Genomic DNA, 13,688 nt, shown 5'->3' with positions numbered 1-13,688 from the left:
ACCACCTGCCACTGCTCGTCAGTCAACTCATGCCTACGCACCACAACCCAAGATCAAAGCAGGTCGCACCGCCCACTTTGAGGACAGGCCCTAGCAGCGGCGCAGCAGGTCCTCCTCGGTTTCGCGCGGCACGAGCAGCTTCGCGAAGCCGTCGCGCACGCCGACGAGCGGCGGACGGCCCACGAGGTTGTAGTTCGACGCCAGCGAGTGGTGGTACGCGCCGGTGCACGGCACGGCGAGCAGGTCGCCGGCGTGCACGTCGTCGGGCAGGCAGACGTCGGCGGCCAGCACGTCGCCCGATTCGCAGTGGCGGCCGACGACGGTCATCGGCGTGCGCGCGGACTTCGAGTGCCGGCCGACCAAGCGGGCGGTGTAGCGGGCGCCGTACAGGGTGGGGCGCGCGTTGTCGCTCATGCCGCCGTCGACGGCCACGAACGTGCGGCTGCCGCGCTTGACCGCACAGACCCGGTAGACGGTGATCCCGGCCGGGCCGACGATCGCGCGGCCGGGCTCGATCGTCAAGCGGGGCAAGGGAAAGCCGTGTGACGAGCAAACGTAGGCCAGCGCCACCCGCAGCCGGCGCGCATACCCGTCGAGGTCGAAGCTCGCTTCGCGGTCGAGGTAGGGCACGGCGTGGCCGCCGCCGAGGTCCAGCTCGCGCAGGGTGACGCCGTGGTGGTCACGCACGCGCACCAGCACCCCCACCATGCGCCGCGCGGCTTCCTCGTACCGGTCGACGCGCGTGACCTGCGAGCCGATGTGGCAGTGCAGGCCGACCAGCCGCAGTCCCGGCTGCGCGAGGACGGCGGCGACGGCGCGGTCGACGTTGTCGCGGACATCTTCGCGGAGTGAGAATCCGAACTTCTGCCCTTCGGTACCGGTGGTGATCGCCGCGTGCGTGTCACCGGAGACGCCGGGGGTCACGCGGATCAGCACCTGCTGCGCGCCGTGGGCCAGGGCGCCGAGGTGCTCGATCTCGTCGAGCGAGTCGAGCACGATCCGGCGCACCCCGTACTCCAGCGCCGCCTTGAGGTCTTCGGGGGTTTTCGCGTTGCCGTGCAACAGGATCCGTTCGGCCGGGAAGCCGACTGCCCGGGCGACGGCGAGCTCGCCCGCCGAGCACGCGTCCAGCGACAGGCCTTCCTCGGCCACCCACCGCAGCACGGCGCGCGTGCACAACGCCTTGCTCGCGAAGGCGACTTCGGCCTCGGGCAGCGCTTCGCGGTAGGCGCGGGCGGTGGCGCGCACCTGAGCCTCGTCGAGGAGGTACGCCGGGGTCCCGAACCGGTTGGCCAGGTGGCTCACCGGCGCACCCGCGAAGATCAGCTCACCGCCTTCGCCGAGGCGGGTGCCGCGCGGCCAGAGCCCCGGCTCGAGATGGTCGGCGGCCTCGCAACCGAGGCTGGGGAGGAGCTCGCTGAGCGTCACGGTGACCTCCGGACGATGGTCGAATTCGGACACCGTCAGCACACTGCGGTGGTGTTCGAATTGCCCCATCCGTGAACAGCACCCTGACGCTCCACGTGGTGGCGCTGATGGGTTCTTAACGCGCGAGTAACTTCGGCCACATTCCGTTTGACCTGCGAAGAGTCGATCCTTACGGAAGCTCCCACGACGACATCACGCCGAACAACCGTTCCCGCTCAGCCGCGGTCAACAGCCGGCTCGGTGGCCGCACGTCGGGGCGGCAGAGGCCGAGCTGCGACAGCGCGTCTTTGACCACGCTCACGTTGTTGGCGTTGTGCTCCGCCGCACGCATTTCCTCGAATGGCCGGACCAGCTCCCACAGCTTCATGGCGCCGGTGAAATCGCGGTCGCGCAGTCGGGCGAACAGGTCCAGCGAGATGCGCGGGGCCACGTTCACCAGTCCCGACGTGAATCCCTGCGCGCCGACGGCGAAGTAGCCCGGCGCCGAAAGCTCGGCCAGCCCGGCGATCCACACGAACCGCTCCAGGCCTGCGTCACGCGCGACGGTTGCGAATCGAACAGGATCGGGTACCGCGTACTTCACGGCGATCACGTTCGGTGCGGCGTCGGCCAGCCGGGCGAGTTCGGCGCCGCCGATGTCGGGGTTTCGGACATACAGCACCACCCCGACCTCGGGCACGGCCGACGCGATCGCGCGGTGGTACTCGACCCACCCTTCGCGCGAGACGTACGGGTGCACCGGCTGGTGGATCATCACCAGATCGGCTCCGGTGTCCCGCGCGTGCCGCGCGGCTTTCACCGCTGTGCGCACGTCGTGGCCGACTCCGGCCAGCACGCTCGCCTTCCGCGCCGCCTTAACCGTCACCTCGAGGCACAGCCGGGTCTCGTGCTCGTCGAGTGTGTAGAACTCGCCGGTGTTGCCGTTGGGGGTGACCACCTCGACGCCGCTGGTCACCAGCCGCTCGACGAGCCGGCCGTACGTCTCCGCCTCGACCCCGCCGCTCGCGTTGAACGGCGTCACCGGAATGGCGACGACGCCCGCCAGCCGCCGCTTCTGTGCTTCGAACGCCACTGGTGTGTCCGATCTGATATATGATGTGACAGCGGAAGCGTAGCAGGTCAGGTGTCCTGATCTTCGGGTCAAGCGGCCCGGTAGACCTGAACCGAGACGCCCTTGTCCGTGGTGCGGTGTTCGGCCAGCCGCAGCTTGTGCGGGGATGTTCCCTTTTCGAACAGCCGACGTCCCTTTCCCAGCACCACCGGGAACACCCACACTCGGTGCTCGTCGACCAGGCCGGCGGCCATGAGCGTGCGCATCAGGTCGAGGCTGCCGTGCACCTGCAGCTCGCGTCCCGGCTCGGCCTTGAGCTCGGCGACAGCGCGCACGACGTCGTCGCGCAGGAACGCGCTGCGCTGCCACGACGAGCGCTTGAGCGTGCGCGAGGCGACGTACTTCGGCAGGGAGTTCAGCGGTCCGCCGATCGGGTCGGAGCCGCCGACTGTGGGCCAGTAGCCGGCGAAGATCTCGTAGGTGCGGCGGCCGAGCAGGAACGCGTCGGCGCGCGAGAACCAGTCGGCGACGTACTCGGCCATCACGGCGTCGTAGTACGGCGTGAGCCAGCCACCGAGGTCGAAGCCGTCGCGCGGGTCCTCGGTGGGCGTGCCCGGGCCCTGCGCGATGCCGTCGAGGGAGACGAACGTGGTGGCGGTGAGGGTGGTCATGCCATCGCCCCGAACGTCGGCGCGCCCGCTGCCGCGTACTCGTGGATCACGACGCCGGTGCTCGTCGCGCTCGTGGCCAGCGGCCGCAGGGCCAGCGGCCGGGCGCCCGCGGGGAAGAGCAGGTGGCCTTCGCCGAGCACGATCGGGAAGACGAGCAGGCGGTACTCGTCGACGAGGTCGTCCAGCTCGGCCACGAGGCTGCCGCTGGCGTGCAGCTGCAGCTCGCCGTCGTAGCGGGCCTTCAGTCGGTGGATCTCGGCGGCGAGGTCGCCGGTGACGACGTGGCGCGGCAGGTCCTCGCCGCTCGGCCAGTCGTCCGCGACATCCCTGACCTGCAGGAACGCCGAGGCGCGGTGTGACCAGCGGGCCAGGGCCGCGCTCACCTGCTCGTCGACGTGGCCCGGCCCGCGCACCACGCCGTCCAGGGTCAGGAACGCCGTGACCGTCAGCTTGCCCATGTCCTCGCCTCCCTCGTTCGGGGTCTGTGTGTGAACCGTCGAACGAGGGAGGGGCGAAATCGACAACTTCGTGTGCGCGGCTTTTCAGCCGGCGAGGAACACCGCGAGCTGTTCGACGACGAACGCGTGGTCGTCGGCCTGCGGCAGGCCCGAGACCCCGACCGTGCCGACCGGTCCGACGTCCTTGACCAGCACCGGGAACACCCCGCCGTGCGCCGCGTAGAGGTCGGGGTCGAGGCGCGAATCGGCCTCGAAGCTGCTGCCCTTCGCGCGGAACTGGGTGCCGATGAGGAACGAGCTGTGCCCGTAGCGGTCGACGACGCGGCTCTTGCGGTCGATCCAGGCGTCGTTGTCGGCCGATGTTCCGGGGAGTGCGGCGTGGAACAACCGCTGTCCGTTTCTGCGCACGGAGACCGTGACGGGCAGGCCGCGTTCGCGGGCCGCCGCGAGCAGGTGCTGGCCCAGCGCGACGGCGGTTTCGTTGTCGAACCGGGAGAACACCAGCCGGCTCTCCTGCTCCAGCAGCTCCTGGATGAGCTCGGTTTCGGTCGTCATGCCCGCTATTAAATCAACACTGTTGTTTAATTGCCAAGCGGCGGGTCTCGGCGGCGCGTTCGAGGAGGCGACCGCGAGCCCGAGAAGGCGTGGCAGCCTCGACGACGTCGAGCACGTGGTGGTGCTCACGCAGGAGAACCGGTCCTTCGACCACCACTACGGCACCGCGGCCGGCGTCCGCGGCTTCGGCGACACCGCGGCCGTGCGCGGCGTGTTCCGCCCTCCAGACCCGAAGCGCGCCGACGGCGGCCGGCTGCTGCCGTTCCACCTCGCCCTCGCGAGCGGGTTCACCTTGTGCGACAACTACTTCTACTCGATCCAGAGCCAGACCACGCCCAACCGGCTCTACCACTGGACCGGCACGATCGACCCGGCCGGTGAGCTCCGCCCCGGGTTCGTCGTGGGTGCACACGGCTCCCACACCTTCACGACCGACGCCTCCGGCTGGTACGACCTGCGGCTGTCGCTCGTCGGGCACCCGGCCCAGCCACATGACTGGACCCCTCAACCCCGCAACGCGTCGAGCGCGAACCCCGCGTACAGGGCCACCCCCGAGGCCATCGCGGCCTCGTCGAAGATCACGCGGTTCGAGTGGTTCGCGGGCGCGTCCTCGGGCTCGACGCCCGGCGGACAGGCCCCGAGGAACGCGAACGCCCCCGGGACCCGTTGCAGCACATACGAAAAGTCCTCCGCCCCCATGATCGGGTGCGGGATCTCGGTGACGTTGGCCGCGCCCAGCACCCTGGCGCCCACTCCCAGCACCTCCGCCGCGGCGCCGACGTCGTTGACGGTCGGCGGGTAACCCGGCTCGACGTCGGCCAGCACGCGGCAGCCGTGGGCCGCGCCGACGGACTCGCAGACGCGCGGGATCTCGGCGCGGACCAGCGCGCGCGTCGACTCCGACAGCGTGCGGATGGTCCCTTCGAGCACCGCCGTCTCCGGGATGATGTTGGTCGTCGTGCCGGCCTCGATCCGGGTGACGGAGATGACGGCTGGATCGAAGACGCTGATGCGGCGGGTGACCATCGTCTGCAGCGCGCCGACCATCGCGGCCGCGGCCGGCACCGGGTCGACGGCCTCCTGCGGCGCCGAGCCGTGGCCGCCGCGGCCGACGACCGCGACGCGGAACGTGTCGGCCGACGCCATCATCGCGCCGCCGCGGACCTGCAGGGTGCCGGTGGGGACGTTGGCCATGACGTGGAGGCCGAACGCGCGCGAGACGCGCGGGCCGGCCGCGTCGAGCACACCCTCGTGGATCATGAAGCGCGCGCCGTGGTGGCCTTCCTCGCCGGGCTGGAACATGAACACCACGGAGCCGGCCAGTGAATTCACGCGCGCCGACAGCAGCCGCGCCGCGGAGGCGAGCATGGCGACGTGGGTGTCGTGGCCGCAGGCGTGCATGGAATCGTCGACTTCGGACGAGAACTCCAGGCCCGTGTCCTCGTGCAGCGGCAGCGCGTCCATGTCACCGCGCAGCAGCACGGCCGGGCCGGGGCGCGCGCCGCGGAGTACGGCGGTGAGCGACGTCGTCGCGCGGCCTTCGGTCACGGAAAGCGGCAGGTCGGCGAGGGCCTCGCGGATGGCGGCCTGCGTCTGCGGCAGCTGCAGCCCCTCCTCCGGCCGGCGGTGCAGGGCGCGGCGCAGCGCGACGGTGCGGTCCTGCAGAGCCCGTGCGGCGTCGAGGAGACCGTCGAGGCGGGCGTCCGGGAGCGTCGGCAGGTCGGTGGGTCCGGTCATGGCTCGATACTGGCACCAGGGACGCTTCGGGTGCACCGTGCGTGCGCTCGCTCGGGCGGCGGAATACGGTGTGCGCATGGCGGTGCAAGAGCCGGTCACGGGCTTCGCGATGGCAGTGGTCCGAGAAGACGGTCGGTGGCGGTGCAGTGCGCTCGATCCCGCGGCGCTCACGGAGCTCGACGCGGCGATCACCGAGCTGGGAAAACTCCGCTCGACCGGCGCGGCGTTCGGGCTGTTGGCGGTGGACGACGAGTTCTTCGTGATCGTGCGGCCGAGCCCGCGCGGGCCGTCGCTGCTCCTTTCGGACGCCGCGGCGGCGCTGGACTACGACATCGCGGCCGACGTGCTCGACGTGCTGCGCGTCGACCCGCCCGACGAGGACGACGACGCCGTCTGGCCCGAAGGCGACCTCGACCTCCTCGCCGATCTCGGACTGCCGGGCGGCGAGCTTGAAGTTATCGTCGGAGAGGTGGATCTCTACCCCGACGAGCAGCTCCAGATGATCGCCCAGCGCTGCGGCTTCGCGGCCGAGTTCTCGAAACTGCTGGACGAGCTCTGAGACGCCCGGCCGACACCGAAGCCGTGCAGGCAGCGCTCGAAGCCGCCCGCGGCCCAGGCGCCGATGTGCCCATCGGCGCCGTGGTGTTCGGCCCAGACGGACGCCTCCTCGCGGCGGCCCGCAACGCCCGCGTCGAACTCGGCGACCCCACCGCCCACGCGGAAATCCTCGCGCTGCGCGCCGCCGCCCGCGTCCACGGCGACGGCTGGCGCCTGGAGGGCTGCACGCTCGCGGTGACGTTGGAACCGTGCACGATGTGCGCGGGTGCGCTGGTGCTCGCCCGGGTGGCGCGCTTGGTGTTCGGCGCCTGGGAACCGAAGACCGGGGCCGTGGCTTCCCTGTGGGACGTGGTGCGCGACCGCCGGCTCAACCACCGGCCGGAAGTCCACGGTGGGGTATTGGCCGAGGAGTGCGCTGCGCTGCTGGAGACGTACTTCTCGACCCGTCGCCACCCCGCTGACGCCGTGGCTTCGGCCTCCGGTATTGTTCTCGGCGGTGGCGTGTCCGAGCGGCCGAAGGAGCACGACTCGAAATCGTGTGACGGTTAATCCCGTCCGTGGGTTCAAATCCCACCGCCACCGCTCGCGAGTGGGCGAGGTCTCTCGACGGAGTGCGTCGAGAGACCTCGCTCGCTGTGTTTCTGGGGGTGCAACCCCCAGGCCCCGCCCGGGGGCGTTGCCCCCGGACCCCCGGGGTGGGTTGCGTTGGCTGGGTGGGTTGCGTTGGCTGGCCGCCGGGAGAGACCGGCGGTGGGGGGTTGGTCAGGGCCCGGAGGTCGGGTCGCGATTCGGTGCACCTGTTACGTCGCAGACACGCGGACATTGTGATCGCGGCTGAATGTCGGCTTGGCGCCGGCGGCGGGGTTCTGGCGTGGTAGTGGCGTAGGACCAGCCGAACCGAGTCTGGATGACGTCGAGGGCGAGGCCTGGGGTGGCCCGCCGGGTGATGCGACGCGGCTTGTGCGGGCCGTGTACGCGTTGCGGCGCAAGCCGATTGCGTGGCTGACGTTCGAGGATTGTGCGGCTGTTGCTGCGCCAGGACGTGGGCGTCGACGTGTTGGTGCCGGAGGCCCTGAGCGAGCTCGAGGTCGATCCCTTGGTGGAAGGGGATTTCCACCCCGGTGATCTCCTGCTGGCTGTGCTCGCGCTGCCTGCCGAGCGTTGGGATGGGCACCACGCCGAGGCGGAACGTCTCGATCGCGTCGTGGTGAATGCTCTGTGCTGAGGCGGAGATGACGCCGGGGAAGCCCATTCGGCCGAGTACCGCGAACGGCGCCGGGGGCGGGCCGAGCCGCGTCAGGCGTTGGCCGGCCCGGATCCCGGGCAAGGTCAGTCGAACGGCAGGACCGGTGTTCCGAACGGTTCCAGGAACGAGATCGTCTCCGCGATCGTCGAGACGCCCGTCGCCACCGCGCGCGCCACGGCCGCGCAGGCGTCGAGGACCGGTTGGACCGAGGTGGTGGAGCGGTCGCCCGCCAGGACGGCCACGGCGGAAGCCGCAGCGGTGCCTGCGATGTGCGTGACCTGGGTGGCCGTTTCGGCGGCGAGGCGGTCGAGCAGGTCGGCCAGGTCGAGACCGACGGCGGCGGTGCGGGCGGCGGCCTCGGCGGCCTGGCGGTAGTGCACGTCGAGCTCGTCGGCGCGGGTGCGGAAGAGCGCGGCGGGCTCGCCGCCCCAGCGGCGTTCCGCGCGGTGGGCGCCGCTTTCGAAGGCGAGGCGGGCGGTCACCAGGACGTCGCGGCCGGTGGAGAGGGTGCGGGCGGACTCGCGGATCGCCGGGGGTGAACAGTCGATCTGCCGGAGGGCGGCCACGGGGTCCGGGGCGCCCAGGCGCGCGCCGGCCTTGCGCAGCGGCTCGAGGGTCGCGGCGGCTTTTTCCAGGGCGGGGTGGAGGAAGGGCATCAGGTGAACAGCGCCGTCGCCACGGAGGGGCGGATCTTCTCGGCGTGGCCGCCCGCGGTCATGCGCAGCCGGCCGGCCAGGTCGGACGTCGCGTCGCCCAGCACGCGGGCGTCGACGTCGCGCGCGGCGAGGGCCGCTTCCCAGCGGGCGGCGAGTTCCCGGGCGGGCGCGGAGATGCCGAACGGCGTGGACTCCAGGCGCGCCTCGGCGAAGCGGCCGGCCGCCTGGTCGGCGTCGGCCGCGGCCTTGTCGAGCGCGGCGGCCGCGGCGCGCAGGCGTTCGCTCGTCGAGCTCGCCATGGGCCCTCCCCTTCCCGGAACAACAACCAGATCAAGGTGGCCAGGCCCCGACCTCGCCACCCTGTAGGGGGAGATCTAACCTCATCACGTCCTGTGTGGTCACTCGGCCGGGCGAAGGACAGTTCCCCTTCGTGAGGGGCCACGACGTCACCCGGCGCCACCGCCGACGATCCCACATCCTTGCCCCGGAAAGGCACCGCGGCCCGGAAACCGAGTGATTCGCCACGGCGCCGGGCCAATTGTCGTGTAACAAAGCCAATTCACGTGCTCGGCGCTTCACCGACGACGGCCTCCGCCGAGATCCACACGGTCACCGAGAGGTGTGGGAAATCGACCGTCGAACTGTTCACTCTCCGTCTCCACTGTCGGGTGATGGGCGCAGAAATCGCGGCCGTCGACTTCGGAGCGTTAGTGACCCCCGGGATGAAGCCAAGGGACAGATGCTGTTGTTCCGCGAACGGAAAATGACCGACCTGCAACGCCACGCGTTCGTTCACCGCCAAGTGGTGGGGCCGATCGGCCATACGGGCCTAACCTGGGCACATGACCGAACCCCAGGCACCCCAAGCCGTGGTCACCTCGTTCCTGAAGGCGCTCGAGGACATGGACGTCGAACGGGCACTGAGCCACGTCGCCGTGGACATCACCTACCAGAACGTTCCGCTGCCGGCCGCCCGCGGGCTCACGGCGGTGGAAAAGCAACTTCGTTTGCTGACCCGGTTCGGCACCGGGTTCGAAGCACGCACGCACCACATCGCCGCGGACGGCAACGTCGTGCTCACCGAACGCACCGACGTGCTGCGCCGCGGTTCCTTCGCGGCCGAATTCTGGGTGTGCGGCACCTTCGAGGTCGAGAACGGCCGGATCGTGCTCTGGCGCGACTACTTCGACTGGACCACGTTCCTCGCCGCCGGCGCGAAGGGCGCCGGCCGCGCCGCGCTCTCGGGAGCCAAGACGCTCATCGGCAAATACCGTTCGTGAGCGGGCGCGGCCGCGAACCGCGCCCACCCACGAACGTCCCCCGGGGCAAAGCTCGCCAACGCCGCGGTCGCGGGAGAAGCGGAATGTCCCGCGTCCGCGGCGTTCCCCAGCGGGGCGCCTAACCGCGCGAGCCGAACACGATCAACCCCCATGTGATCGTGTCGCCTCCCCCCGCGGTGTGCGACCCGTGAGCTGCCGAGGAAGTGGTCTGCGCCACTTTCCGGTCGCTCGCGAGTAAAGGTACCGCCGTCGCGGACGGACCGCGCCAAAGCTTGAGCTGCATTTAAGACAGATGGGCCGTCCGGGTGACGACCAGCCAAAACGCCCTCACCGCTTCGGCGCCAGGAACCCTTCGACCGTGCCGATCCCCGCGCCCACGGCCACCTTTGTGGACCGCTTCGCCGACAGCTCGGCCACGTGCCTCAGCACCTGCGCCGCAGCCTCACCGGCCAGTGGCACGCACTCGTTGTCCTCACCGCGGCGCACCGGGATGAGCTCGAGCCGCGGCCGTTCGCCGAGCAGGCACCCGGCGAGCAGCCCGTCGACGTGGCGCCCGCGCATCGCGGGCCAGTCGAACACCAGGTTGCCGAGGCTGTAGAGGATCGGGCGGCCGCGGTAGACCTCCACGGCCTGGATGCTGTGCGGCCCGTGACCCACCACGAGGTCGGCCCCCGCGTCGACGATCGCGTGGGCGTAGGCGATCTGGTACTCGGTGAGTTCCTCGCCCGGCAGGCCCCAGTGCATCGACACGACCACGTGCTCGGCCGTCGCGCGAGCGCGGTGCACGTCGGCGGCCAGGCGCTCCAGATCCGCCGGCACCGGTGTGGTGTGGACGATCGGCGGCCGGCCCGGCACGTCGAGCACGCGGGGATCGGGCTGGTAGGAGGTGTACGCGCCGGCGACCGCGACACCCGCCGAGTCGGCCTTCGCCTCTTGACCGATCGGCCAGCACAGCGACGTGTACGCGAGGAAGGCGACGCGGCGCCCGGCCCGGTCGATCACGGCCGGCGTGTGCGCGGCGGTGAGGTTCGGACCGCCGCCGCAGTACGCGATCCCGGCCTTCTCCAGCACCGACAGGCTCGCGAGCATGGCCGGCGGCGGGTACGTCACGTTGTTGGCCACCGACACCACGTCGATGCCGGCCGCCGTGAGCGCCTCGACCATTTCGGGTGCGGAATGCCGCCAATCGGGCTTGTGCGGGATGTCCAGACCGCCGTGGTCACCCATCGAGCCCGACAGCGGGCCCTCGAGGTTGACGAAGCGCAGGTCGGCCCCGCTCAGCAACGGAGCCAGCGCCCGGAATGCCTTTTTCGGCTCAGTTCGGCCCTGCACGTTGACGTCTCCGCCGAGCACGAGAGAGATCACTGTGTCAACCCGTCCCTCGGAGGTAATTCCGCGAACTCGTTACGAATCGTTGCCTCTTAGTCTTTCTTCCCTTCGCTTGTTCGGGGGACGATGCGTCGACCGTTCAGGCAAAGGGGACTCAGGGTGACCATATCCGGTCGAAGAAAGAGCGTGCTGACCGCCGCTGCCGTCGTGGGTCTTGTGGTGAGCGGCGCTCCCGCCGCACTCGCCGCACCCAGCGCGGACGCGGTCATCGCGGAGGTCTACGGCGGCGGGGGCAACGCCGGCGCAACGCTCACCAACGACTTCGTCGAGCTGGCCAACCGCGGCGGGGCGCCGCTCGCGCTCGACGGCTTCAGCGTGCAGTACCTGCCGGCCTCGGCCAGTGCGTCGAGCACGTGGCAGGTCACGAAGCTCGCCGGTTCGGTGGCGGCTGGGGGCCGCTACCTCGTCGCGGAATCGAAGGGTCAGGGCGGCACCGTCGCGCTGCCCACTCCGGACGCGACCGGGACGATCTCGATGTCCGGCACCGCCGGCACGATCGCGCTCGTCACCGGGACCACCGCGCTGACCTGCAAGACCGCTGCCGACTGCGAGGCCGACCCGCAGGTCAAGGACCTCGTCGGCTTCGGTGACGCCGTAATCCGCGAGGGCAGCCCGACCGGGACGCTGTCGAACACCACCTCGGCCGCGCGCGCCGCATCGCTCGCCGACACGGACGACAACAGCGCCGATTTCACCGTCGGCGACCCGACGCCCACCAACTCCAAGGGCGAGACCGCCGGCGGTGGCGACACCGGCCCGGTCGACCCGGGCACGCCGGCGAAGATCCACGACATCCAGGGCACCACGCGGCTCTCGCCGTTGAAAGACAAGAAGGTCAGCGACGTCACGGGTGTCGTCACCGCCGTGCGCACCTTCGGTTCCGCGCGTGGCTTCTGGCTCACCGACCCGAACCCCGACAGCGACCCGCGCACCAGCGAGGGCCTGTTCGTGTTCACCGGTTCGACCACGCCCGCCGTGACCGTCGGCGACGCGGTGACCGCGGCCGGCACGGTGAAGGAGTTCTACCCCGACGCCCCGGCGACGTCGAACTACCAGTCGCTCACCGAGCTGTCCAGTGCACAGTGGACGGTCGGCGCGCACGGGAACCCGTTGCCCGCGCCCACGAAGATCACGCCAGACCAGATCCCGGACGTGCTGGCGCCCAACGCCGGCGGCAACATCGAAGCCCTGCCGCTGGAGCCGGCGAAGTACGCGCTGGACTTCTGGGAGTCGCACGAGAGCGAGATCGTCAGCATCTCCGACGCGCGGGTCGTCGGCCCGAGCAACGACTTCGACGAGCTCTACGTGACCACGAAGCCGCAGCAGAACCCGACTCCGCGCGGTGGCACCGATTACCTGGGCTACGACAAGATCAACACCGGCGTGCTGAAGGTGCAGTCGATCATCCCGTTCGACCAGCAGCCGTTCCCGAAGGTCAACACCGGTGACGTGTTGGCCGGTGTTACATCTGGCCCGGTGGAGTACAGCAGCTTCGGCGGCTACACGCTCTTCGCGTCGCAGATGGGCCCGGCCAAGGACAACCACCTGCAGAAGGAGGTCACGGCGCGCCAGCGGCCGGGGCAGCTCGCGGTGGCGACGTACAACGTCGAGAACCTCGCGCCGTCCGACCCGGACACGAAGTTCGCGCAGCTCGCGCACGGCATCGTCGACAACCTGGCCGCGCCGGACGTCGTGACCCTGGAGGAGATCCAGGACAACGACGGCGCCACCGACGACGGTGTGGTCACCGCCGACGTCACGCTCAAGAAGTTCACCGACGCGATCGTCGCGGCGGGCGGCCCGCACTACCAGTGGCGCGAGATCGACCCGGCCAACGACGAGGACGGCGGCGAGCCGGGCGGCAACATCCGCGTGGGCTTCCTGTTCAACCCGGCGCGAGTGTCGTTCGTGGACCGTCCGGGCGGCAGCGCGACGTCGTCGGTGGGGGTGACCAAGGACCACGGCAAGGTGCACCTCACGCAGTCCCCGGGCCGCGTCGACCCGACGAACGACGCGTGGACCGACAGCCGCAAGCCGCTGGCCGGCGAGTTCGTGTTCAAGGGCCGCACGGTGTTCGTGATCGCCAACCACTTCAACTCCAAGGGCGGCGACCAGCCGACGCACGGCCGGTTCCAGCCTCCGGTGCGCAGCTCCGAGGTACAGCGCCAGAAGCAGGCGACGGTGCTTCGCGGATTCGTGTCGCAGCTGCTCGCGGCCGACCGCAACGCCAACGTGGTGGTCGCCGGCGACCTCAACGACTACCAGTTCTCGCCGGCCCTGTCGCAGCTGACGTCGGGCGGCCTGAAGGACCTCATCGCGACGCTGCCCGCCGCCGAGCGGTACAGCTACGTGTTCGAGGGCCAGTCGCAGGTGCTCGACCACATCCTGGCCTCGCCGTCACTGCGCGGCGTGGACTACGACGTGGTCCACATCAACGCCGAGTTCGCCGACCAGGCGAGTGACCACGACCCGCAGATCGTGCGGTTCCGGCCGTCGTCGGGGAACCAGCTGGAGGACCTGGCTTACGACCTGCTCGACTACCTGGACCAGCTGCTGGGGCGGACGGCTCCGCGCAAGTAGGTTCGCTCTTCTCACCGGAGGCCACCGTCTTTCCCCACGGTGGCCTCCGGCGTTTGCCGGAATCGGCGGCCGGCAAGCG

At 70.5% G+C, this 13,688-nt stretch carries 14 protein-coding genes, 1 tRNA gene and 2 pseudogenes; 7 read left to right on the top strand and 10 right to left on the bottom strand.

Annotated elements, in window-relative coordinates; translation table 11 throughout:
* Nucleotides 1-90 precede the first annotated feature (90 nt).
* From lysA to ACWEOE_RS33040, 5 genes are all read right to left on the bottom strand, one after another.
* Nucleotides 91-1,428: a diaminopimelate decarboxylase gene (gene lysA / locus ACWEOE_RS33060; RefSeq protein ID WP_452016144.1), complete on the bottom strand. Its 1,338-nt coding sequence runs from the start codon at nucleotides 1,426-1,428 to the stop codon at nucleotides 91-93.
* 169 nt (nucleotides 1,429-1,597) lie between these two features.
* Nucleotides 1,598-2,500: a dihydrodipicolinate synthase family protein gene (locus tag ACWEOE_RS33055; protein WP_452016140.1), complete on the bottom strand. Its 903-nt coding sequence runs from the start codon at nucleotides 2,498-2,500 to the stop codon at nucleotides 1,598-1,600.
* Between the two features lie 68 nt (nucleotides 2,501-2,568).
* On the bottom strand, nucleotides 2,569-3,150 hold the full coding sequence (locus tag ACWEOE_RS33050; protein WP_452016138.1) for a dihydrofolate reductase family protein: 582 nt from the start codon (nucleotides 3,148-3,150) through the stop codon (nucleotides 2,569-2,571).
* Nucleotides 3,147-3,608 carry a dihydrofolate reductase family protein gene (locus ACWEOE_RS33045; RefSeq protein ID WP_452016136.1) on the bottom strand — a complete coding sequence of 154 codons (462 nt, stop codon included), beginning with the start codon at nucleotides 3,606-3,608 and terminating at the stop codon, nucleotides 3,147-3,149. The genes ACWEOE_RS33050 and ACWEOE_RS33045 overlap by 4 nt, the downstream gene beginning before the upstream one ends.
* An 84-nt stretch (nucleotides 3,609-3,692) precedes the next feature.
* Nucleotides 3,693-4,163, bottom strand: a complete 471-nt coding sequence (locus tag ACWEOE_RS33040) for a heme-degrading domain-containing protein (protein ID WP_452016134.1) — start codon at nucleotides 4,161-4,163, stop codon at nucleotides 3,693-3,695.
* Between ACWEOE_RS33040 and ACWEOE_RS33035 the strand changes: the two are divergent.
* A pseudogene (locus tag ACWEOE_RS33035) lies at nucleotides 4,141-4,545 on the top strand (alkaline phosphatase family protein); the annotation flags it as partial. The gene ACWEOE_RS33040 and the pseudogene ACWEOE_RS33035 sit on opposite strands and share 23 nt — an antisense overlap.
* Nucleotides 4,546-4,667: 122 nt before the next feature.
* On the opposite strand, the gene ACWEOE_RS33030 reads toward ACWEOE_RS33035, so the two are convergent.
* Nucleotides 4,668-5,900, bottom strand: coding sequence for a M20 metallopeptidase family protein (locus tag ACWEOE_RS33030; protein ID WP_452016132.1), 1,233 nt, complete (start codon nucleotides 5,898-5,900; stop codon nucleotides 4,668-4,670).
* Between the two features lie 76 nt (nucleotides 5,901-5,976).
* Between ACWEOE_RS33030 and ACWEOE_RS33025 the strand changes: the two genes are divergently transcribed.
* The 4 genes and pseudogenes from ACWEOE_RS33025 (at nucleotide 5,977) to ACWEOE_RS33010 (ending at nucleotide 7,683) form a co-directional block, all read left to right on the top strand.
* Entirely contained in the window at nucleotides 5,977-6,459 is a 483-nt protein-coding gene (locus ACWEOE_RS33025; RefSeq protein ID WP_452016130.1) for a tRNA adenosine deaminase-associated protein, read from the top strand.
* Between the two features lie 23 nt (nucleotides 6,460-6,482).
* A pseudogene (locus tag ACWEOE_RS33020) lies at nucleotides 6,483-6,908 on the top strand (nucleoside deaminase); the annotation flags it as partial.
* Nucleotides 6,909-6,953: 45 nt separating this feature from the next.
* A tRNA-Ser gene (locus tag ACWEOE_RS33015) sits at nucleotides 6,954-7,040 on the top strand.
* Nucleotides 7,041-7,476: 436 nt separating this feature from the next.
* A complete protein-coding gene (locus tag ACWEOE_RS33010) occupies nucleotides 7,477-7,683 on the top strand; it encodes a contact-dependent growth inhibition system immunity protein (RefSeq protein ID WP_452016128.1) in 207 nt (68 codons plus the stop codon).
* Nucleotides 7,684-7,787: 104 nt separating this feature from the next.
* Here the strand turns inward: ACWEOE_RS33010 and ACWEOE_RS33005 are convergent, their stop codons facing one another.
* The 3 genes from ACWEOE_RS33005 to ACWEOE_RS32995 all read right to left on the bottom strand — a co-directional run bounded on the left by ACWEOE_RS33005 (nucleotide 7,788) and on the right by ACWEOE_RS32995 (nucleotide 9,156).
* On the bottom strand, nucleotides 7,788-8,360 hold the full coding sequence (locus ACWEOE_RS33005) for a hypothetical protein (protein WP_452016126.1): 573 nt from the start codon (nucleotides 8,358-8,360) through the stop codon (nucleotides 7,788-7,790).
* Nucleotides 8,360-8,659 (bottom strand): hypothetical protein, encoded by a 300-nt coding sequence (locus ACWEOE_RS33000; protein ID WP_452016124.1) that lies wholly within the window; start codon nucleotides 8,657-8,659, stop codon nucleotides 8,360-8,362. The genes ACWEOE_RS33005 and ACWEOE_RS33000 overlap by 1 nt, the downstream gene beginning before the upstream one ends.
* A 260-nt stretch (nucleotides 8,660-8,919) precedes the next feature.
* The gene (locus ACWEOE_RS32995) at nucleotides 8,920-9,156 is read right to left on the bottom strand and encodes a hypothetical protein (RefSeq protein ID WP_452016122.1); all 237 of its coding nucleotides are present in this window, start codon (nucleotides 9,154-9,156) and stop codon (nucleotides 8,920-8,922) included.
* Between the two features lie 46 nt (nucleotides 9,157-9,202).
* Here ACWEOE_RS32995 and ACWEOE_RS32990 point away from each other — a divergent pair, with 46 nt between their 5' ends.
* Nucleotides 9,203-9,640, top strand: coding sequence for a limonene-1,2-epoxide hydrolase family protein (locus ACWEOE_RS32990; protein WP_452016120.1), 438 nt, complete (start codon nucleotides 9,203-9,205; stop codon nucleotides 9,638-9,640).
* Between the two features lie 327 nt (nucleotides 9,641-9,967).
* Here the strand turns inward: ACWEOE_RS32990 and ACWEOE_RS32985 are convergent, their stop codons facing one another.
* Nucleotides 9,968-11,005, bottom strand: a complete 1,038-nt coding sequence (locus ACWEOE_RS32985) for a CapA family protein (RefSeq protein WP_452016118.1) — start codon at nucleotides 11,003-11,005, stop codon at nucleotides 9,968-9,970.
* Between the two features lie 90 nt (nucleotides 11,006-11,095).
* On the opposite strand from ACWEOE_RS32985, the gene ACWEOE_RS32980 reads away from it, so the two are divergent.
* Nucleotides 11,096-13,609: an endonuclease/exonuclease/phosphatase family protein gene (locus ACWEOE_RS32980; protein WP_452016116.1), complete on the top strand. Its 2,514-nt coding sequence runs from the start codon at nucleotides 11,096-11,098 to the stop codon at nucleotides 13,607-13,609.
* The last annotated feature ends 79 nt before the right edge of the window (nucleotides 13,610-13,688 follow it).

Source organism: Amycolatopsis sp. NPDC004368, from assembly GCF_053602515.1.
This window is presented reverse-complemented; position numbering and strand designations above follow the sequence as displayed.